This is a genomic window from Shewanella sp. AS1, assembly GCF_021412565.1.
In the GTDB taxonomy this organism is placed as follows: domain Bacteria; phylum Pseudomonadota; class Gammaproteobacteria; order Enterobacterales; family Shewanellaceae; genus Shewanella.
On record NZ_JAKCLJ010000001.1, the window covers coordinates 169,511 to 188,793 of the forward strand.

Below are 19,283 nucleotides of genomic sequence, written 5' to 3' on the forward strand. Positions count from 1 at the left end.
GCATCTCGCCCCCATATTTGCCGGACACTTTCATTGAAAATCGGACACTTATTCGGTGTCCGCGGACACTTTATAAGTGGCCACTCATCACCTATTGTTTTTATTTTGTTGATTTTATTTGTTATTAATTATCTGGCACGCTAATTGTTATGTATCCCATATAGCAGCAGAGTTTTACGATAACGGACACCTTTAGGGATTGATAATGATTAAAGATACCAGCGGACAGGATACCGTCGTAGCGCCAAGTTTAGCTCGTCGAGCTAAGTGGCCAGTGATTTTAGGTGGGTCGGTATTATTGGTTTCAGGCCTGATCTGGGCCAGTGTCAGTGGCAGTCACGTCAGTCAGTCTATCGATCGTAGTGAACTGAAGTTTGCCACTCTGGAACGTGGCACTTTAATCCGCGATATCGCGACCACAGGTAAAATCGTTGCCGCTAATGCCCCGGTGCTTTATAGCCCTGAGCAGGGGACCGTCACCCTGATTGCTAATCCCGGTGACAGGGTGGAGCAAGGCCAGGTGGTTGCAACCATAGAAAGTCATGGTTTAACCAATAATCTCAAGCAGCAGCAAGCCTTACTCGAAGGGATGAAAAGCGCCTTGGAGCGCACTCGTTTAGATGCTCGTCGTCAACAACTTAAGGCACTGCAGGCGATCGATATCGCTAAGGTGGATTTAGAAGCGGCTGAACGCGAGAGTCGCCGTGGCGATCAGCTGATCGAAAACGATCTGATCTCGAAAATCGATTTTGAAAAACATAAAGATGATCTGCATAAGGCCAAGCTGCTGTTTGCTCACACCAAACAAGAAGCTGAGCTGATGAAAGATACGCTGGCGTTTGAACTGAAAAATAAAGTCGCCGAAGTGGATCGTCAGGCGCTGGTGGTGACAGAGCTGGAGCGACAGGTTGCCGCACTGAATATTACGGCACCTGTCGGCGGCATCATAGGTAACTGGTTGGTTGAACAGAAAGCCCGTATTGCCCAGAATCAGCCGCTCCTGACCGTGGTCGATTTGAGCGCATTTGAAGCCGAGCTAGCCGTGCCGGAGAGTTATGCCGATGAGCTGGGCTTGGGCATGGATGTGGAGCTGAATTTCGGTGGCGTGCTAGTGATGGGTGAACTGGCTTCGATTTCACCTGAGGTGAGCAATCGTGAGGTGGCGACTCGGGTACGTTTCGAACAGAATCCGCAGTTGCATCTACGTCAGAATCAACGTCTCTCTGCCCGCGTGTTACTGGAAAACCGTGCCGATGTGTTGATGGTCAAACGTGGTGCCTTTGTCACCAGCGGTGGCGGGCATATGGTGTACCGCATGCAGGGCGATATTGCCGAGCGTATCGAAATCCAACTGGGCGCTCGCAGTATGAGTCAGATTGAAGTATTGGAAGGTGGTGAAGCCGGTGATCGCTGGGTGATCTCCAATATCGATCTGTTTAAAGATGCGCAGCAAGTATTAGTTCGCTAGGAGGCATGATGAAAACTTCACGCACGTGGCTGGACTGGGAAAATGTTATCGCTGTGCTGGCTCTGTTACTGCTGGTGGTGGCGACCCAAAGCTTTACCCATGATGCCTCAAGCTGGTTCCTGTTTGGATTGCATATTATCGATGCTACCGAAAGCTATCGGATCAACTTCGATGCTCCTCAACTTCCCGACGTCGTCTCGATAGGCGCCGACTTAACCCTTTGGCTGTTAGAGCCATTGTTAAAATAATTGACTGAATAACGCCAAAATTAAGGAATTAACGCCATGTTAATAATGAACAATATCAACAAGGTATTTAAAACGGACTTAGTGGAAACCCATGCGTTACGGGATTTCAACCTGAAGGTCGAAGAGGGCGAGTTTGTCGCCGTGACCGGCCCTTCAGGTTCGGGCAAGACCACTTTTCTCAATATCGCTGGTTTGCTCGAAGGCTTTACCCATGGCGAATATCACCTCGATGGTGTCGATATTTCAAACTTGAATGACAATAAGGCTGCCGCGATCCGCAATGAGAAGATCGGCTTTATTTTCCAAGGATTTAATCTTATCCCAGATCTGAACCTCGCCGAAAATGTCGAGGTGCCACTGCGTTATCGTGGCTTTAGTGCTAAAGAGCGTCAACGCCGGGTGCAGCAGGCGTTGGAACAAGTAGGGCTGGGGGCGCGAATAAAACATTTGCCATCGCAGCTTTCCGGTGGTCAGCAGCAGCGTGTGGCCATTGCCCGGGCTCTGGCTGGTGAACCAAGGTTTCTCCTCGCCGACGAGCCAACAGGTAACTTGGACAGCCTGATGGCTCGTCAGGTGATGGAGCTTTTAGAAGATATCAATAAGTCGGGTACCACCATTATTATGGTGACCCATGATCCTGAGCTGGCGCGTCGTGCACAACGTAATATCCAGATTGTCGATGGTCAGGTGTGTGACTTTAGCCTGTATCAGGAAAAACAAGCTGACTCTATGGATGTGGTTGAGCAAGTGGCCAGCTAAGGGAGAGAACCATGTTTATTTACTATGTTGATCTTGCCTGGCGCAGCATTAAAAAAACGCCGATTTTATCGCTGTTAATGGTGTTGGCCATCTCGGTGGGTATAGGCATTACTATTACCACCCTCAATGTTTATAAGATGATGGTATTTAATCCTGCTGGCGATCGCACCGAGCGTTTAAATGCGGTGCAGCTATGGAGTCAGGGGGTGGATTCTTGGGATGAGTTTCACTCGCTAGTGACCTATCAGGATGCGATGAATCTGCGCAAGGGCGCAGTGGCTAAGGCTCAGGCGGCAATGTTTCGCAGTGGTATGGCGGTGCAGACCGATGATCCCGAGGTGTTGCCTTCGTTGTATGGTGTGCGTGTCACCGATGGCGATTTTTTCTCCCTGTTTGAGGTGCCGTTTATTTTCGGAAATCGCTGGGACAAATCGGTGGATAATCAATCTTCCTATCAGGTGGTGATAGGCAAGAAATTGAATCAGAAACTGTTTGGTGGTGATAACAGTGTCGGTAAAACCGTTTACCTTAATCGTAAACCTTATCAAGTTGTTGGCGTGATCGATGACTGGAGCCCTCAGCCGAAATATTACGACCCGACCAGTGGTGCATTTTCCTCTGCCGAGCAGATCTATATTCCGTTTTCATTGGCCGCCAGTGAAGAGTTTGCGGTGTGGGGCAATATGTCTGGCTGGAAGTATGAAAGGATCTCCAAGTACGGGGAAAGGTTGAACTCAGAAAAAGTCTGGTTGCAATATTGGGTGGACTTGCCGACCTCTCAAGACCGAGAAGCCTATAAAGAATACCTGACTCAGTATGTTGAGCAGCAAAAGCAACTCGGTCGCTTTACCGATAATAAAGCCGCAGTCGATTCATCGCAGCTGTCTGATGTCGATGCCTGGTTGGAATACAATCATGTGGTGCCAGAAGATAACAAGATTCTAGTAGGGTTAAGCGTGCTGTTTCTTAGTGTCTGCTTGGTGAATATCCTAGGCTTGATGCTGACTAAATTCCTTAAACGTGCACCAGAAGTCGGTGTCAGACGCGCCATCGGTGCCAGTCGGGCACAGATCTTTTCTCAATACATGGTTGAGGTGGGAGTGATTGGGCTGTTGGGTGGTTTACTGGGTCTCGCCTGGGCCTGGGGCGCGCTCTACGGTTTATCGGCGCGATTTGGTGTCAACGAAGGTTTGACTCAGATGTCGCTAAGCATGTGGTTTATCACCCCGGCGATTGCGGTGGCAACCGCTATGTTAGCGGGTTTATATCCTGCTTGGGTGGTGTGTCGAACTAAGCCAAGTGTGTATCTAAAGAGCCAGTAAGGGATTAAAAATGCTTAATATTAAACCGATTTTTAGTAGTTTACTGCGCGGCAAAAGTGGCCCAATACTGCTGCTAATGCAGATCATCTTATCTGTTGCGATTGTGGCCAATGCCAGTTTTATTATCCATGAACGCCTGAGCATGATGCAGCGTGACTCAGGGATAGATGAAGAGCAAGTGTTGACCTTTAATCTGTATAATTTCGACCCCGCCATAGATGCAACGACTCAAAATAAAGTCGATCAAGGTATCTTACGCAGTCTGCCCCATGTGCAAGCTGCGGTGTCGACCAATATGTTGCCCCTCAGTGGCAGTGGTTGGTCGAGCACTTTAAATCATAGTCCCGATCCTGAGACGTCCAAGACTACTCCGCAACTGGCCATGTACCTAGGAACCGAGCATACGATAGCAACATTGGGGCTTAAGTTAGTGGAGGGACGTAACTTTTATCCCGATGAGATCAGTGATGATGTCAATAGCCCGAATAAGCTGCTGATCATATCCAAGGCGTTAGCCGAAGAAACATGGCCAAATGAGTCAGCGATAGGTAAGCATCTATGGGTGGGTAAAGATGTTCAGGTGACAGTGATTGGTGTGGTCGAAAATTTGCAGGGTGCCTGGGTCGATAGCGATGATCTGGAATACAGTATTATTCAAAATGTTGACTACGGCGGTCGCTCCTACATGGTGCGTCTGCCAAAAGAGTATCACGGCGATGCCAAAGAGCAGATCATCTCAGCCTTGATGAAGGAGAATCCTAATCGGGTGATCGATGATTTTCGTTCAATTGCAGAGATTAAAAAAAGCACCTATCGCGACCATGAGCTGATGGTTACTGTGTTGTCTTTAATGGTGGTGTTATTACTAGCGATCACCAGCCTGGGGCTGACTGGTATGGTGATGTTTAATATTCAACGCCGTACTAAACAGATAGGCACGCGCCGCGCGTTAGGGGCCACCAAGCGCGATATCTTGAGTCTGTTTTTGGTCGAGAATTATATTATCTGTATCATAGGTGGCTTGGTAGGAGCTGTACTGGCAGTATTGCTGGGACAACAGTTGATGCAACACTACAGCTTGCCACAACTGGCGCCGATCTATCCTGTGATGACAGTACTTGGCATGTTGTTGGTGACTACCGTTGCGGTGGTATTGCCTGCAAGGAAGGCGGCTAATATTTCGCCCGCGATAGCGACTCGCAGCGTGTAAACTTTCAGACCCGTCAATGACTTCGACTTTATATCGGGGTCAGTTTCGGGTAGTTTGCTTGGTGTTTAAGGACTTTAATTTAACAAGATATGGATACGATTCTTATTGTCGATGACAATCAAGCCGTGTGCACTGCGCTGGCCTTGATGCTGGAACTGCAGGGCTATGCTGTGGTGACTTGCCTGTCTCCCGAAGCCGCGTTAAAAATCGTTGCCGAGCAAGAGATAGCTTTGGTGATCCAGGATATGAACTTTACCCAGGATACGACTTCGGGTGAAGAGGGCAAGCGGCTGTTTTTCCAATTGCGTCAGCTACAGCCGCAACTGCCAATCATTCTGCTGACGGCCTGGACCCAGTTAGAACTTGCGGTGGAGCTGGTTAAACAGGGCGCAGCCGATTATATGGGCAAGCCTTGGGATGACGATAAGCTACTCAATAGCGTCAACAATATGGTCTCTTTGCATGCATTGTCGCAGCAAAATAATCAGCTGATCCGTACGGAACATCAGCGCATGTCAGCGATTAAGGATGCCGATCTCTGTGGCATCATTTTTGGCAGCGGCGCCATGCAGCGTTGTGTCGATCTGGCATTGCAAATTGCCAAGTCTGATGTCTCAGTGTTAATTACAGGCCCTAACGGCGCGGGTAAAGATAAGCTCGCTGATATCATACATGCCAATTCGCCCCTCAAAGATAAGCCCTTTATCAAGGTCAATATTGGTGCTTTGCCGATGGACTTGCTTGAAGCTGAACTGTTTGGCGCCGAAGCGGGGGCATTTACCGGAGCCAATAAAACCCGCATTGGTCGCTTCGAGGCGGCCGATGGTGGAACGTTGTTTTTAGATGAAATCGGCAATTTACCCCTGTCGGGACAGGTGAAGTTGCTGCGGGTGTTGCAGACGGGAGAGTTTGAGCGCTTGGGCAGTCATCAGACCCGTAAAGTGAAGGTGCGGGTGATCAGTGCGACTAACGCCGAGCTGATGGATGATATTGCCTGTGGTCGTTTTCGAGAAGATCTCTTCTATCGTCTCAATGTGATTGAGCTGGCTTTGCCGCCTTTATCTGCGCGTCAAGATGATATTCTGCCGCTGGTGGAGCACTTCATTGGCAAAGAATTTTTAGTGCCTAAACCCACGCGGCAAAGTCTACTGAGTTATTCCTGGCCGGGTAATGTACGAGAGCTAGAGAATGCCTGTAAGCGAGCGGTGATTCTGGCATCCTCACCGCAATTGACCGTGGCGGATTTTGGCTTAGCCGCTGCCGTTACCCCTCCAGTAGAAGCTGCCCAGAGGAATACTGGTGAGGTTAATTGTGCAACTGTCGACGAAGAGAATAGTGCAAAGGTTGAAGTGAATAAACAGCAGATAGAGTCAGCATTGGCTCAGCATCAAGGGGTGATTGCTCGGGTCGCGAAATCTCTGGGACTGAGTCGCCAAGCGCTGTATCGGCGCATGGAAAAATATGGCATCGATAAGTGAAGCATCCAGCAGCCGGTAATACAGGGTATAGATAATGGAAATCGGACTTTCATTACGCGCTAAGCTTATTCTGGCAAGTTTACTCACCTGTATGTTGGGCCTAGGGTTGTTTATTGGTCTGCTATATTGGCTAGCGCCAGCCGCATTATCTCAGTTAGCTTGGCCTGTGCTACTCGCCATGATGGCGTTGGCTCTGCTGTGTGCTTTGGCGCTGAGCCGTTATCTTACCCGGGATCTTGCCAGCGGATTGAGTGCGCTGGAAGTGGGTTTACTCAATTTCAAAGATAATGATTTCAGCGTGCATATACCGCAGCAGGGGGATCGTCAGCTGCGCTCATTAGCCCATCTGTTTAATGAATCGGCTCAGGTGCTGCGCCGTGAACGTCAATATATCTATCAGCGCGAACTGCTACTGGATAAGGTGATTCAGAATTCGCCGAATGTGATGCTATTACTCGATGACCAGCAAAGGGTGATTTATGCCAACGATGCGGCGCGGCACTTATTCAATCATGGTGTACGTATCGAAGGTTTGAAATTAACTGAACTGCTTCAAGGCGTCGATGAAGAGTTAGCCGTTACCCTGAATAATCCCAAAGATGGTTTATTTACCTTAGCCGCAGCTAACGCTGACGCAGAGGAACAAACCTGGCACCTGTCCCGTGGACGCTTTCTGTTAAATGGTCAGTATCATCATCTTATCTTACTGAAACAGATGACCCGAGAACTGAATCGTCAGGAGGTGGCGGTGTGGAAAAAAGTGATCCGCATTATCAGTCATGAGTTGAATAATTCTGTGGCACCGATCGCATCCATGGTGAATTCGGGGCGTAAGATCACCGCTCCTCTTAACGATAAAAAACTGCAATTGATATTCGATACCATAGAAGACAGAACCAGTCATCTTAGTCAGTTTATCTTCAATTATGCCCGTTTTGCCAAGCTGCCATTGCCGAAGAAGAGTGTGATGGACTGGCAAAGATTTACCGCGCAGTTAGCACAACATTATCACTTTGAGCTGGTGGGTGAGCTGCCATTACAAGCGGGTCATTTCGATCTTATTCAACTGGAGCAAGTGCTACTGAACCTGCTCAAAAACGCCCATGAGTCTGGTTCCCACGCCGATGATATCTCGCTGCATATCTACTCGCATATTCAGGATCAAGACGCGGGAGTCACTATCGAGGTGAAAGATGCTGGCAGCGGCATGTCACCAGAGGTTCTGACTCAGGCACTGTTACCATTTTATTCTACCAAGCAATCGGGCACAGGGCTTGGTTTGCCTTTGTGTCGGGAGATCATCGAAGCCCATGATGGCCGCATCAGCTTGCATAACTGTGAACCTAAGGGACTGTTAGTTAGAATTTGGCTTCCGAATCGCTAATTTCTGATGGGGACAATAAAAACACCGCCCATTGGCGGTGTTTTGATAGGGGCGTTGAGGCTAAAGCTAAGATTAAGCTTCAAGCTGCCAGTCTATTTGTTCACCGGCGCGGATAGGCACCACAGTTGAGTCGCCTAGGGGGTAAGTCTCTGGCACATTCCAAGAACGTTTCACTAAGGTGATGGTATCGCTGTTGCGCGGTAGGCCATAAAAATCCGGGCCGTTAAAGCTGGCGAAGGCTTCCAGTTTATCCAGCGCATTGACCGACTCGAACGCCTCGGCGTAGAGCTCAATGGCGGCATGGGCGGTATAAGAGCCGGCGCAGCCACAGGCGGCCTCTTTGCGATCTTTAGTGTGGGGCGCAGAATCTGTGCCGAGGAAAAACTTCTTACTGCCACTGGCAGCAGCGGCTAACAGCGCCTGTTGGTGGATATTTCGCTTCAAAATAGGCAGGCAGTAAAAGTGTGGACGAATGCCGCCAGCTAGCATGTGATTACGGTTATAGAGCAAGTGGTGAGCGGTAATGGTCGCCGCCACATTGTCGCCAGCGTTGGTGACAAACTCTACCGCATCCTTGGTGGTGATATGCTCCAGCACTATCTTAAGATTGGGGAAATCTTTGACCACCTGCTTGAGGGTGTTTTCGATAAATACTGCTTCTCGGTCGAAGATATCGATGGCGGAATCTGTCACTTCCCCATGAACCAAAAACAGCATACCCACTTCCTGCATTGCTTCGAGCACTGGGTAGATATTCTTAACGTCGGTAACGCCTGAATCTGAGTTAGTGGTGGCACCTGCCGGATAGAGTTTGGCGGCCACGACTTTGCCAGAAGCCTTGGCGGCGCGAATATCGTCAGCTGTTGTATTATCGGTAAGATAGAGCACCATTAAGGGTTCAAACTCAGTGGTCGACACGGCTTTAATGCGGTCGTAATAGCCGAGCGCCTGCTCGGCATTGGTCACAGGTGGAACCAAGTTAGGCATTATGATGGCGCGGCCCATATAGCGGCCTGCATCTTTCACTGTATCGGCAAGTACCTCACCATCGCGCAGGTGAATATGCCAATCGTCGGGGCGGATCATTGTTATTGTGGTCATGGGGATCCCGTTATTTTGCGTAGAGTGGCTGGATCTTATGTGGCCAGGCTTGTGCTGTAAAGGGCAAACTGGTTCGCCGCCGGATTTTACTTAAGGGCGCATTATTGAGAGGGATCAAGTTTTCGCTATTTCATTAGAAAAATATAATAAATAAAATTTTAATGAATAGCGAAATATAATAGACTGCCGCATATTTTGTTGTTGATGGTTCTGGTTTTATGCTTAGGTTAATGCCTGTACCTGATGGGGCATAGAGCGGAAATGAATAGAGGCTTTAGATGAAAAGATTACTCATTATTGGTGGTGTAGCGGGTGGCGCTTCAACGGCGGCAAGGGCACGAAGACTGAGCGAAGATGCCGAGATCATCATGTTCGAACGCGGGGAATATGTCTCTTTTGCTAACTGTGGCTTGCCTTACCACATCAGTGGTGAAATAGCCCAGCGCAGTGCCCTGTTACTGCAAACACCAGAGAGCTTTAAGGCGCGTTTCAATGTTGATGTGCGGGTACAGCATGAAGTGGTGGCTATCGACGCCAGTGCCAAGACAGTGTCGGTGAAAGATCTGCTTAATAATCAGATTTATCAGGAAAGCTATGATGCCTTGGTGCTCTCTCCCGGCGCGGCGCCTGTTGTGCCCCCCATTTCCGGTTTAGATAATCCGCTGACCTTCTCACTGCGTAATTTGCCAGACATGGATAGGATCATGGCGGTGCTGGCCCAGAGAAAACCGGCCCATGCCACAGTGGTGGGGGGCGGTTTTATCGGTCTTGAGATGGTAGAAGCCTTGCAACATATAGGTATCAAGGTGACTCTGCTTGAACTGTCCAATCAGGTGATGATGCCAGTGGATCTCGAGATGGCCAACATGCTGCATCAGGAGCTGCTAGACAAAGGGGTTGAGCTGAAACTCAATTGCGGCCTGCAAGCCGTTGAACAGGATGGCGCGGAGTTGAACCTGTCGCTGAGTACAGGTGAGCAACTTAAGACAGAGCTGCTGATCACCGCCATAGGCGTGAAGCCAGAGATACGTTTAGCCGTGGACGCAGGACTGGCCATAGGCGAGCTGGGTGGCATAGTGGTGGATGAGCAGATGCGCACCAGCGATCCGGCGATTTTTGCCGTGGGTGATGCCATTGAGGAGACAGATCTGCTGACCGGAGAGAAGGTCCTTATTCCGCTGGCAGGGCCTGCAAATCGTCAGGGACGCATCGCTGCCGATAATATCTTCGGCCATGAACAGAGTTATAACAAGACTCAGGGAACGGCGATTTGTCGCGTATTCGATTTAGCCGTCGCGAGCACTGGCCTGAGCGAGAAACGTCTGCTTAAACTCAATATTCCCTATGACAAGGTGTATGTTCACGGCGCCAGCCACGCCAGTTATTTCCCAGGTGCACATCCGGTTTCCCTGAAACTGCTGTATAGCACAGAAGATGGTAAGATCCTGGGTGCCCAAGCTGTGGGCCGTGACGGCATAGATAAGCGTATCGATGTGCTGGCGGTGGCCATTCGCGCCGGTCTGACTGTCTATGATATGCAGGAGATGGAACTGACCTATGCGCCACCTTTTGGCTCGGCCAAAGATGTGCTGAATCAAGCCGGATTTGTGGCCTCCAATGCCTTGAAGGGGCTAAGCCGTTTGTGTCACACCCAGGAGATAGATGCCGTTAATGAACAGCAGATCTTGCTGGATGTGCGTAATCCTGGCGAGTTAGCCAAGATGGGCGCCATCGAAGGGGCGCTCAATATTCCTGTGGATCAGCTGCGTGACAGACTCAGTGAGCTACCAAAGGATAAAGAGATTTTGGTATTTTGTTATGTGGGGCTGCGTGGTCATGTGGCCTACCGCATGCTGGTCAATGCCGGATTTAAGGCGAAAAATTTAACCGGTGGCCTAAAGACCTATCAGATGGTTAAGGCCCGTTACTAAAAACTTGCTATTTTTAAGAGGTTTAGCATGGTTTCAGATTATCTCACTTCGCTTGCGGGCGGCGTGTTAATAGGCTTAGCCGCCATACTCCTTATGCTGTTTAACGGCCGAATTGCCGGCATCAGTGGCATAGTGTCGGGCGCGCTCTGGTCAAATACGGCAAAGGGGTCAAATACTCAAAAGGGATCGCAAGCGAAAAAGGCCCAATTTGGTGTGATCCGCTGGCAATGGTACTTTCTCGGCGGCATCCTACTCAGCGGCCTGCTGATGGTGACTCCTCTTGAATCTATGTTCAATGTGATGCCGGTCGAGCCGGCGAGTTTTGCCATAAGCCTGCCTGTGCTTCTGTTGTCGGGTTTACTGGTGGGACTGGGTTGCTGCCTAGGTAATGGCTGCACCAGTGGTCATGGGGTTTGTGGTATGGGGCGTTTATCGTTTCGATCCATAGTCGCCACCTTACTCTTTATGTTGGTGGCATTTGTTGTCGCCAGCTTGCTGCATTAGGAGGCGGAGATGAAAAAACTGATCGCCCTGTTATGCGGCTTTATCTTCGGCACAGGCTTATTGATGTCGGGCATGGCAAATCCAGATAAGGTGCTGAATTTCCTTAACCTGACACTGATCTCCAGTGGTGAGTGGGACCCTTCTCTGATGTTTGTGATGGTCGGCGCCATCGGGGTCTATCTGCCCTGTTATCTTTTGATTGTCAAACCCAGAGCAAAAGCAAAACTCTCGCCGGTATTGGCGAGCCAATATCATCTGCCGACCAAAACCACATTGGACGCGCCTTTGGTGATAGGCTCGATATTATTCGGCTTAGGCTGGGGAGTGGTTGGGATCTGCCCAGGACCTGGGATAGTGAATCTCTCCAATGGCGATTGGCATGTGGCATTGTTTGTCCTGGCCATGCTCTTGGGAAGCTTTATTGCTCACAGACTGAAAACGGCTATGTTTGCGACCAAGGCAGTGCAGGCCTAATCTGTCTCGGTAAAATGATTTTGTTTGAAAACATGCTGAAAAAAGCCCGCCCGAAAATACTCGGGCGGGCTTTTATATGTCTAAACATCCGCTAATGAGAAGCCGCTTTGATTGCCTGGGCGAGGGCGTATAAACCATTGGTGCGTGAAGGGCTTAACTGACCCGTGAGCCCGAGAGAATCAAAATAGCCGTTTATATCCAGTTGCTCTATGGTATCGCCGTCTTGTCCGTGTGTGACCGCCAGTAAGAGTGCAATCAAACCTTTTACGATACGGGCATCACTGTCGGCGAGAAAGTAGTGCTTACCTTCTATGCTGCTGTGATAAAGCCAGGCCTGACTTTCACAGCCTTTCACCTGTGCCTGCTCCACTTTTAGCTTGTCATCAAGGGGAGCTAAGGTTTTGCCCAGCAGCATGATCTCGCGGTAACGCTCTTGCCAGTTAGCCGCCTGCTTAAAGCGCTTGATGATCGCCTCGCTGTCGAAACTCTGCGCTAAAAATAGTGCTTCGGGGGGTTGTGCTGCATTGTTTGTTAAAGAATCGGTGTTTGAAGCATTCTTGATTGTAGCCATAGTATTCCTTGATATTGATAGCGTCTGCTTAAGGCTGCAATAATTCGATAACCGACTTTAACGCACAGATGAATCTGTCGATATCATCTTTGTTGCTGTAGACCCCGAGCGAAGCGCGGCAGCAGCCTTTTAAGCCCAACGTTTGCATCAAAGGCATGGCGCAGTGGTGACCACAGCGAACGGCCACCCCTTGTTGGTCGAGCAAAATGCCGACATCCTGATGATGCTCGCCTTTAAGATTAAACGCCACTGCACCTATATTATCCGGGTGGGCGCCAATCAGCTCCACCTCGTCGAGTGCCTTCAGGGATTGCTGCAGATAGTGTAGCAGCTCAGATTCCGCTTCCTGGATCTGAACCCGAGGTAACTCATTAAGAAACGCAATCGCTTCTCCCATGCCGATAACGGCGCTGATGGGCGGCGTACCCGCCTCTAAACGATTGGGCAGGGTGTTAAATGTGGTCTGCTCGAAGCTGACCTGTTTGATCATCTCGCCGCCCGTGAGCAGGGGCGCGAGGGTATCGAGCAACGCAAAGCGGCCATAGAGTATGCCAATGCCCGTCGGACCATACATTTTATGGGCAGAAAATAGATAGAAATCGCAGCCAAGGCGGGTGACATCCACCCTCAGATGGGCAATAGCCTGGGCACCATCGACAACTGTGATAGCGCCAGCGGCTCTGGCCTGAGCCAACATAGTCTCGATAGGGTTTCGCGTGCCCATCACGTTAGAGACATGAGTGAGACTGACTATGGCCGGTTTCTGGGCGAGCAGCTCCTGATAGGCGGCCTGATCCAGACGGCAGGTTTTATCCAAGGGAATGGGCTGGATGCGCGCGCCAGTTGCTTTGGCCAGCATCTGCCAGGGCACTATATTGGCATGGTGGGCGGCGCTGTCGAGCAGGATAAGATCACCCGGCTCTATTGTGGCGCTCAGGCCGTGAGCCAGAAGGTTGAAGCCTTCGGTCGTGCCGTGGGTAAAGATTATCTCATCGCGCCGCTCTGCCTTGATAAAGCCCTGAACAGCGTCACGCACCGCTTCATACTGGGCCGTTGCCCGGCTGGAAAGTTGGTGTGCAGCACGGTGTACATTGGCGTTATCCCTTTGATAATACTCATTTATGGCATCTATAACTCGCTGCGGTTTCTGGCTGGTGGCCGCAGTGTCGAGATAACAGAGCGGATGCTCGCCCAAGGTTTGAGCGAGTGCGGGAAACTGGCTGCGCACTGGGTTAAGGTCCATAGAAATCCAAAAGCTGATAGAGAAGAAAAAACGCTAAGATCTTGGGAGATCTTAGCGTTCATTGCAAGTGGCTTTTTAGCTTAATGCTACTTTGGCAAGGCCTAAGGGCATGGAATGCGATACAGCTGTGAGAGCTCATCGAGCCTGCTTAGCAGAGATGCATCCAGGGTGACTTTGATGCTGTCGATATTCTCTTTGAGCTGAGTTAGGTCGGTGGCACCGATAATATTGGAACCAACAAAGCGGCGACTGTTGACGTAGGCCAGCGCCATCTGCGCCGGGCTCAGGTTGAACTCCCGTGCCAGTTCCACATAGGCCTTGGTGGCATCCCATGCCATCTGTGAGCCTGTGTAGCGGGCGAAGCGTTTAAACAGGGTGAGGCGTGCGCCCTCGGGCCACTGACCATCTAGATATTTGCCGCTAAGGGCACCGAACGCCAGAGGCGAGTATGCCAGCAGGGGCAGCTCTTCACGGTGAGCAATTTCCGCCATGCCCACTTCGAAACTGCGGTTAAGCAGATTATAGGGGTTCTGCACGCTGATGATTCTGGGCAGGCCATGTTTCTCGGCCAGTTGCAGGTATTTCATCACCCCCCAAGGGGTTTCATTGGAGACGCCGATATAACGTATTTTGCCCGCTTTTATTAGTGCGGCCAAAGCCTCTAGCGTCTCAAGCAGCGGGGTGTATTGCTCGTTTTCTTTGGCATCATAATAGAGTTCGCCAAAGAAGTTGGTATTTCTGTCGGGCCAATGCACCTGATAGAGATCGATAGTCTCTATCTGCAAACGGGAGAGGGAGTCATCCACGGCCTGGTGGATATTACTCCAATCCAGCGCCATATTGGGGCGTATGCCATCACTCTTGCTGCCAGGACCTGCTATTTTAGAGGCGATGATGAGATTGTCTCTGTTGCCGCGGGATGTGAGGTAGTTACCTAAAATACGCTCGGTTTCCCCCTGAGTCTCGCCCCTTGGCGGCACGGGGTAGAGTTCGGCGGTGTCGATAAAGTTGACCCCTTGGCCTATGGCGTAATCCAGTTGTTCGAAGGCTTGGCTCTGGGTGTTCTGTTCGCCCCATGTCATGGTGCCGAGGCAAATTTTACTGACGTCCAGGCTGGAATGTGGCAGTCGTCTATAGTCCATTCATCTCTCCAGATGAGCAATAATGTTCACAGAGGCTAGCAAGCTTTATAAGTAAACTCTAGCGAAAAAAATGCTCGCTAGCTAAATGATTTTAGATGATTTTATTCTTTACAATTCGAGTAGCATAGGAATTTCACAGGCATCATGGCCAGTATTGCCTAGGGGGCTGCTCAAGCGCTGGAATCCTAACAGCTCATAGAGACTGAGTGCCTCTTTCAGGCTGGCGGTTGTCTCTAAATAGCAGGCGCTGTAGCCTTGCTGGCGGGCAAACTCAAGTGCCTGCAGTGCAAGGCGTTTGGCAAAGCCTCTGCCTCTTAGCTGAGGTAAAAAATACATTTTCTGCAGTTCGCACACCTTTGTCTTTCCCGCTAAGGGCGCGATCCCGGCGCCGCCGAGCAGCATCTCTTTATCCTCGATAACCCAGTAACAGGCACCGGGTTTGCCATAGATCTCAAACAGACTGTCTAAGGTGGGATCGGCAACGCTGTAGCCTTTATCGGCAGTCAGACCATATTCTGCAGATACTTCACGGATCACTTCAGCCACCCTGGGATTATCCTCAAGCGTCATGCAGCGTAGGGTAAAGCCCTGCTGCAGATTGGCATAACCTATGGCGCGGCTGTACTGCTGCAACGCCTGGTTTAGCTGAATTTTCTGGGAGGAGGAGAGCTGGGACAGAATCGTTTCATACATGCGGTCTTGCTGTTGGTTTAAACGCTTTAACATGCGTTTGCCCTGAACTGTGGGTTGGCATAGGTTGCTGCGGCTGTCGCGGGGATCATTACGACTCTGTACCAGGCCTTTTTCAATCAGTTGGCTGACGGTGCGACTGGCATTGGATTTATCTATATTCAGGATAATCGCTAACTGCTTTATCGAGAGCTCCTGAGATTGTAATTCGCTTAGGGCATGAGCCTGCACCTGTGATAAGGGCAGTTCACCACAGGATGAACTGAGTAATCCTAGCTGTCTGGCTAAGGTTCTTGAGATACTGCGAAGCTCGCTACAATCGTGAGTCGAGCCGGTATCCTGCTCGGATGTTTCATTCATATCGATAGGGTGATCGGTATTCATTTATAGGTTATTTATCTATTTATATTTGAGATTAATTTTTGGCGATTAATATTGTTGCGATATACATCCAAGCTAAACAGCTTACGCAATAAATGCAAGCCTTGGCTTGTTTTGAGTGGAGCTTGATGTCACAGAGATAGTGCTATCGAGATAGGCTTGTAAGCCGCCCGCATCAGGCACAGGCTGGCTCTTAAAGAAGGATTTAGCTAAAAAGAGTCGGATGGAGCAAGGGAGACATGGCCAGAATTAAAGCCTGGGTATAGACACTTTCCCGGTTGGTCTGATTATTGGTAAACAGGCCGATAGCGCCGCCTTTTTGTTTGATGTTGACTGTATTAAAGAGGGCATCCATTACATTCCCTAGCTCCTCTCCATGTTCCAGCGCCCGATAGACAGATTCGGGCAGAGGCAACTGGGCACTGCGGCCGATAGCGAGTTTATCTGCGTGGATAATCGCCATATAGGCGAAGGTTGCGGGGCCATGTTTGAAGCGATCCACTCCGCCCTCCATTGCAATATAGAGATCCGCGGTTAAGTTTGGATCCAGCTCGCCTCGTTGCTGGCAGTAACGTGCTCGATTGATGGCGCCCAGCCTAGTTTCCTCATCTGTCATAGGCTGGTCGGCCACGCCCGAAGGTGCCGCAACACCCTGGCAGTCCACTTTGGCGTCTGGGAATAATTGGCTGATGGCCTTTTGCGCCGCGCCGATCTTGACCGGGTTTTTCGAACCGACTGTGATGCGAATGAGCTGCTTGTTTGACAGAACCATGACTATTTTTCTTCGTACATCAGGTAATAACTCTTATCCATGCCCAGGGCCTGATAGGTCTGTTGGGCTTTACTGTTTTCCTGCTCCACATAGAGCCTGAAACTGGCGGCGCCGCCATTCTCATCGGCCAGATCTTTTACGCTCTGATAAAGCCGGGTGTAGATCCCCTGGCGACGATTCTGGGGACGAATGTAAACGCTCTGGATCCAGTAGTAATCTTTGGCGCGCCAATCGCTCCACTCAAAGGTGACCATGAGCGAGCCTAAGATCTCTCCGGCCTCTTCGGCAACCAGATAGAAGCCTTTTTCCGGCGTATTAAGCAGGGTCTCCACCCCTAAGCTGAGGGTCTGTTCATCCAGTGAGAGCCCCTCGGTTTCCTGGGCCATCGCCTGATTAAACTCGACTAAAGCCCGCAGGTCGGCGAGTTGTCCTTTTCTGATCTGCATTTATCTCTCCGGGATCAATTGCACAGGTATCATGATTCAACAGGGCGTCACTTTAACATGATTTTTTGTTAGCTGTTTGGCAGATTTTGCCCAAAGCGTTATTCGACCAAAGTCTAACTCTGCTATGCTTTTATTTAATCAGCACTTCATTATTTAACGGTAGGCTTATGAAGCAGGAAAGGCCACAGGACGTCGAGGAACAAGGGGAGGAGCCCCTCTACAATAGTATTGATAATTCAATCAATATCAATCGTTTAAACAATTCTTATCTAACCAATGATGAGGTGCATCATCTGTGGCATTTTCTGCTCACCCTGCTCACCTTTGGCCTGTGGGGAATAGTGTGGTGGCGGATCATCCTGAGATCTGAAGGGGAAGCTGGCAGTTTATTCCACGACTTTGATGATGCCTACTGGAGTCACCTTATCGAGCGCGAGCGTCCACCTGCGGCCCTGTATCATTTGCAGTTTGATGTAGAGCAGCCTTCGAGTCTGTTTGAAGCCTAATTTATTACGCTGGCAGCGACTTAGCCCCTCCCTGAAACCTGTGTTCTCGTTATTAAATTGAATAAATATTCATTTATTTGCAATAAAACGACGTTTGTCACAGTGTTTTAGATGATGCTTAGATAAAATAAGCGCAGTTAATCGGTCCACTCATTAAATTTTACTATGCTTATCGAGGCTCTGAAGTTATGAGCATTGATGGCGGTATAGCGCTGGTGAATGAGCAGCGCGTAAATTTATCATTTAAATTCGTTATTCAATCCGTTATTTAAATCCGTTATTTAAACTTAGGGTAAAAACATGTCTCAACAATCCTCGTCCTGGCTGGGGAAGGCCTGGTCTAGCTGGTGTTCTGTGCCGCTTTGGCTGCAGATCTTGGTCGGTATGCTGCTGGGCATGCTGACTGGAATTATACTCGGCGAACAGGCGGTAGTACTTAAGCCTGTGGGTACCCTGTTTGTGAATACCATTAAGATGCTGATTGTGCCCTTGGTATTCTGTTCCCTGATAGTGGGTGTGACCTCCATGCAGGATACGGCCAAGATGGGGCGTATCGGCTTTAAATCTTTCGTGTTCTATCTAGGCACCACCTCTATCGCTATTGCGTTAGGTCTTGGGGTTGGCGAGCTGTTACAGCCTGGGGCGGGCTTGAATATGACCCCAGATGCGGGTGCGGCGGCTGCCAAAGAGGTTCCCTCTGTGATGCAGACCCTGATCAATATAGTGCCAACCAACCCGGTTGCGGCCCTCGCCAGTGGCCAGATATTGCAAGTGATTGTATTTGCTGTGGCACTGGGGATCGCTCTGGTATTAATTGGCGAGCGTGGCCAGCCAGCGGTAAAGATGTTTGAAAGCCTGGCGGAGGCCATGTACAAGCTGACGGATATGGTGATGAAGCTGGCACCTTACGGCGTTTTTGGCCTGATGGCCTGGGTGGCCGGTGCTTACGGCATGGATATGCTGGCACCGCTGATTAAGGTGATCATTGCCGTTTACTTAGGCTGCTTCTTACATGTCGTGGGCTTCTACAGTCTGCTGCTAAGTCTAGTGGCTAAGCTCAATCCGTTGCAGTTCTTTAAGGGCGTACGCAGCGCGTTGGCCGTGGCCTATACCACCTCCAGCTCGGCGGGCACTCTGCCTGTCAGCATGAAGTGCGCCAACGAATCTTTAGGGGTGAATAAGAAGATCTCCAGTTTCGTCCTTCCTTTGGGCACGACTATCAATATGGATGGTACGGCGCTCTACCAGGGGGTCACGGCACTGTTTGTTGCTCAGGCCTTTGGTATCGATCTCACCTGGGTCGACTATGTCACCATTATCTTAACGGCTACCCTGGCGTCTATTGGTACAGCGGGCGTGCCGGGCGCAGGCCTGGTGATGCTGACTCTGGTGCTGACCACTGTGGGTCTGCCTTTAGAGGGTGTGGCTATCATTGCCGGTATCGACAGAATACTGGATATGGCCCGTACTGTGGTGAATGTGTCAGGTGATCTGGTGGCCACGACCATTATCGCTAAGTCGGAAGATGAGCTGAATGTCGAGCACTACAATGCCGACGAAGAGCAGTCACAGCTGTTAGCAGAAAAGTTAAATGCTGAGTCCTAAACGACTGAGACGATAGAGTAAAAAAAACCGCCCTTAGGCGGTTTTTTA

General features: G+C 50.1%; 19 protein-coding genes. 12 read left to right on the top strand and 7 right to left on the bottom strand.

The window, feature by feature from the left end; all coding sequences use genetic code 11:
• The first annotated feature begins 205 nt into the window (after nt 1-205).
• From LZP69_RS00765 to LZP69_RS00795, 7 genes are all read left to right on the top strand, one after another.
• The gene (locus tag LZP69_RS00765) at nt 206-1,468 is read left to right on the top strand and encodes an efflux RND transporter periplasmic adaptor subunit (protein ID WP_234198145.1); all 1,263 of its coding nucleotides are present in this window, start codon (nt 206-208) and stop codon (nt 1,466-1,468) included.
• Nucleotides 1,469-1,476: 8 nt separating this feature from the next.
• On the top strand, nt 1,477-1,716 hold the full coding sequence (locus LZP69_RS00770) for a hypothetical protein (protein ID WP_234198146.1): 240 nt from the start codon (nt 1,477-1,479) through the stop codon (nt 1,714-1,716).
• Nucleotides 1,717-1,752: 36 nt separating this feature from the next.
• A complete protein-coding gene (locus tag LZP69_RS00775; RefSeq protein WP_234198147.1) occupies nt 1,753-2,475 on the top strand; it encodes an ABC transporter ATP-binding protein in 723 nt (240 codons plus the stop codon).
• An 11-nt stretch (nt 2,476-2,486) separates the two neighbouring features.
• Complete coding sequence (locus LZP69_RS00780) at nt 2,487-3,797, top strand: ABC transporter permease (RefSeq protein WP_234198148.1); 1,311 nt, start codon at nt 2,487-2,489, stop codon at nt 3,795-3,797.
• 10 nt (nt 3,798-3,807) lie between these two features.
• Nucleotides 3,808-5,007 (top strand): ABC transporter permease, encoded by a 1,200-nt coding sequence (locus LZP69_RS00785; protein WP_234198149.1) that lies wholly within the window; start codon nt 3,808-3,810, stop codon nt 5,005-5,007.
• A gap of 89 nt (nt 5,008-5,096) precedes the next feature.
• On the top strand, nt 5,097-6,485 hold the full coding sequence (locus LZP69_RS00790; protein ID WP_234198150.1) for a sigma-54-dependent transcriptional regulator: 1,389 nt from the start codon (nt 5,097-5,099) through the stop codon (nt 6,483-6,485).
• Between the two features lie 34 nt (nt 6,486-6,519).
• A complete protein-coding gene (locus LZP69_RS00795) occupies nt 6,520-7,869 on the top strand; it encodes a sensor histidine kinase (protein WP_234198151.1) in 1,350 nt (449 codons plus the stop codon).
• 72 nt (nt 7,870-7,941) lie between these two features.
• Here the strand turns inward: LZP69_RS00795 and pyrC are convergent, their stop codons facing one another.
• Nucleotides 7,942-8,970, bottom strand: a complete 1,029-nt coding sequence (pyrC, locus tag LZP69_RS00800; protein WP_234198152.1) for a dihydroorotase — start codon at nt 8,968-8,970, stop codon at nt 7,942-7,944.
• Nucleotides 8,971-9,248: 278 nt separating this feature from the next.
• Between pyrC and LZP69_RS00805 the strand changes: the two genes are divergently transcribed.
• The 3 genes from LZP69_RS00805 to LZP69_RS00815 are packed head-to-tail and all read left to right on the top strand — an operon-like array spanning nt 9,249 to nt 11,879.
• On the top strand, nt 9,249-10,901 hold the full coding sequence (locus LZP69_RS00805) for an FAD-dependent oxidoreductase (RefSeq protein WP_234198153.1): 1,653 nt from the start codon (nt 9,249-9,251) through the stop codon (nt 10,899-10,901).
• Nucleotides 10,902-10,928: 27 nt separating this feature from the next.
• On the top strand, nt 10,929-11,405 hold the full coding sequence (locus LZP69_RS00810) for a YeeE/YedE family protein (protein WP_234198154.1): 477 nt from the start codon (nt 10,929-10,931) through the stop codon (nt 11,403-11,405).
• A 9-nt stretch (nt 11,406-11,414) separates the two neighbouring features.
• Nucleotides 11,415-11,879 carry a YeeE/YedE family protein gene (locus LZP69_RS00815; RefSeq protein WP_234198155.1) on the top strand — a complete coding sequence of 155 codons (465 nt, stop codon included), beginning with the start codon at nt 11,415-11,417 and terminating at the stop codon, nt 11,877-11,879.
• 91 nt (nt 11,880-11,970) lie between these two features.
• Here the strand turns inward: LZP69_RS00815 and LZP69_RS00820 are convergent, their stop codons facing one another.
• From LZP69_RS00820 to LZP69_RS00845, 6 genes are all read right to left on the bottom strand, one after another.
• Complete coding sequence (locus LZP69_RS00820; protein ID WP_234198156.1) at nt 11,971-12,450, bottom strand: SufE family protein; 480 nt, start codon at nt 12,448-12,450, stop codon at nt 11,971-11,973.
• A gap of 28 nt (nt 12,451-12,478) precedes the next feature.
• A complete protein-coding gene (locus LZP69_RS00825) occupies nt 12,479-13,693 on the bottom strand; it encodes an aminotransferase class V-fold PLP-dependent enzyme (protein ID WP_234198157.1) in 1,215 nt (404 codons plus the stop codon).
• Nucleotides 13,694-13,794: 101 nt separating this feature from the next.
• Nucleotides 13,795-14,835 carry an NADP(H)-dependent aldo-keto reductase gene (locus tag LZP69_RS00830; RefSeq protein WP_234198158.1) on the bottom strand — a complete coding sequence of 347 codons (1,041 nt, stop codon included), beginning with the start codon at nt 14,833-14,835 and terminating at the stop codon, nt 13,795-13,797.
• 108 nt (nt 14,836-14,943) lie between these two features.
• Entirely contained in the window at nt 14,944-15,909 is a 966-nt protein-coding gene (locus tag LZP69_RS00835; protein ID WP_234198159.1) for a bifunctional helix-turn-helix transcriptional regulator/GNAT family N-acetyltransferase, read from the bottom strand.
• A gap of 202 nt (nt 15,910-16,111) precedes the next feature.
• Nucleotides 16,112-16,678 carry an inosine/xanthosine triphosphatase gene (gene yjjX / locus LZP69_RS00840; protein ID WP_234198160.1) on the bottom strand — a complete coding sequence of 189 codons (567 nt, stop codon included), beginning with the start codon at nt 16,676-16,678 and terminating at the stop codon, nt 16,112-16,114.
• A gap of 2 nt (nt 16,679-16,680) precedes the next feature.
• Nucleotides 16,681-17,124 carry a GNAT family N-acetyltransferase gene (locus tag LZP69_RS00845; RefSeq protein ID WP_234198161.1) on the bottom strand — a complete coding sequence of 148 codons (444 nt, stop codon included), beginning with the start codon at nt 17,122-17,124 and terminating at the stop codon, nt 16,681-16,683.
• Between the two features lie 167 nt (nt 17,125-17,291).
• Here LZP69_RS00845 and LZP69_RS00850 point away from each other — a divergent pair, with 167 nt between their 5' ends.
• Nucleotides 17,292-17,630 carry a hypothetical protein gene (locus LZP69_RS00850; protein ID WP_234198162.1) on the top strand — a complete coding sequence of 113 codons (339 nt, stop codon included), beginning with the start codon at nt 17,292-17,294 and terminating at the stop codon, nt 17,628-17,630.
• 300 nt (nt 17,631-17,930) lie between these two features.
• Nucleotides 17,931-19,235, top strand: coding sequence for a dicarboxylate/amino acid:cation symporter (locus LZP69_RS00855; RefSeq protein ID WP_234198163.1), 1,305 nt, complete (start codon nt 17,931-17,933; stop codon nt 19,233-19,235).
• The last annotated feature ends 48 nt before the right edge of the window (nt 19,236-19,283 follow it).

Excerpts from the sequence above, each read along its gene's own strand:
- LZP69_RS00765 (WP_234198145.1), top strand. The coding sequence starts at position 206 with ATGATTAAAGATACCAGCGGACAGGATACCGTCGTAGCGCCAAGTTTA.
- LZP69_RS00770 (WP_234198146.1), top strand. The coding sequence starts at position 1,477 with ATGAAAACTTCACGCACGTGGCTGGACTGGGAAAATGTTATCGCTGTG.
- LZP69_RS00775 (WP_234198147.1), top strand. The coding sequence starts at position 1,753 with ATGTTAATAATGAACAATATCAACAAGGTATTTAAAACGGACTTAGTG.
- LZP69_RS00780 (WP_234198148.1), top strand. The coding sequence starts at position 2,487 with ATGTTTATTTACTATGTTGATCTTGCCTGGCGCAGCATTAAAAAAACG.
- LZP69_RS00785 (WP_234198149.1), top strand. The coding sequence starts at position 3,808 with ATGCTTAATATTAAACCGATTTTTAGTAGTTTACTGCGCGGCAAAAGT.
- LZP69_RS00790 (WP_234198150.1), top strand. The coding sequence starts at position 5,097 with ATGGATACGATTCTTATTGTCGATGACAATCAAGCCGTGTGCACTGCG.
- LZP69_RS00795 (WP_234198151.1), top strand. The coding sequence starts at position 6,520 with ATGGAAATCGGACTTTCATTACGCGCTAAGCTTATTCTGGCAAGTTTA.
- pyrC (WP_234198152.1), bottom strand. The coding sequence starts at position 8,970 with ATGACCACAATAACAATGATCCGCCCCGACGATTGGCATATTCACCTG.
- LZP69_RS00805 (WP_234198153.1), top strand. The coding sequence starts at position 9,249 with ATGAAAAGATTACTCATTATTGGTGGTGTAGCGGGTGGCGCTTCAACG.
- LZP69_RS00810 (WP_234198154.1), top strand. The coding sequence starts at position 10,929 with ATGGTTTCAGATTATCTCACTTCGCTTGCGGGCGGCGTGTTAATAGGC.
- LZP69_RS00815 (WP_234198155.1), top strand. The coding sequence starts at position 11,415 with ATGAAAAAACTGATCGCCCTGTTATGCGGCTTTATCTTCGGCACAGGC.
- LZP69_RS00820 (WP_234198156.1), bottom strand. The coding sequence starts at position 12,450 with ATGGCTACAATCAAGAATGCTTCAAACACCGATTCTTTAACAAACAAT.
- LZP69_RS00825 (WP_234198157.1), bottom strand. The coding sequence starts at position 13,693 with ATGGACCTTAACCCAGTGCGCAGCCAGTTTCCCGCACTCGCTCAAACC.
- LZP69_RS00830 (WP_234198158.1), bottom strand. The coding sequence starts at position 14,835 with ATGGACTATAGACGACTGCCACATTCCAGCCTGGACGTCAGTAAAATT.
- LZP69_RS00835 (WP_234198159.1), bottom strand. The coding sequence starts at position 15,909 with ATGAATACCGATCACCCTATCGATATGAATGAAACATCCGAGCAGGAT.
- yjjX (WP_234198160.1), bottom strand. The coding sequence starts at position 16,678 with ATGGTTCTGTCAAACAAGCAGCTCATTCGCATCACAGTCGGTTCGAAA.
- LZP69_RS00845 (WP_234198161.1), bottom strand. The coding sequence starts at position 17,124 with ATGCAGATCAGAAAAGGACAACTCGCCGACCTGCGGGCTTTAGTCGAG.
- LZP69_RS00850 (WP_234198162.1), top strand. The coding sequence starts at position 17,292 with ATGAAGCAGGAAAGGCCACAGGACGTCGAGGAACAAGGGGAGGAGCCC.
- LZP69_RS00855 (WP_234198163.1), top strand. The coding sequence starts at position 17,931 with ATGTCTCAACAATCCTCGTCCTGGCTGGGGAAGGCCTGGTCTAGCTGG.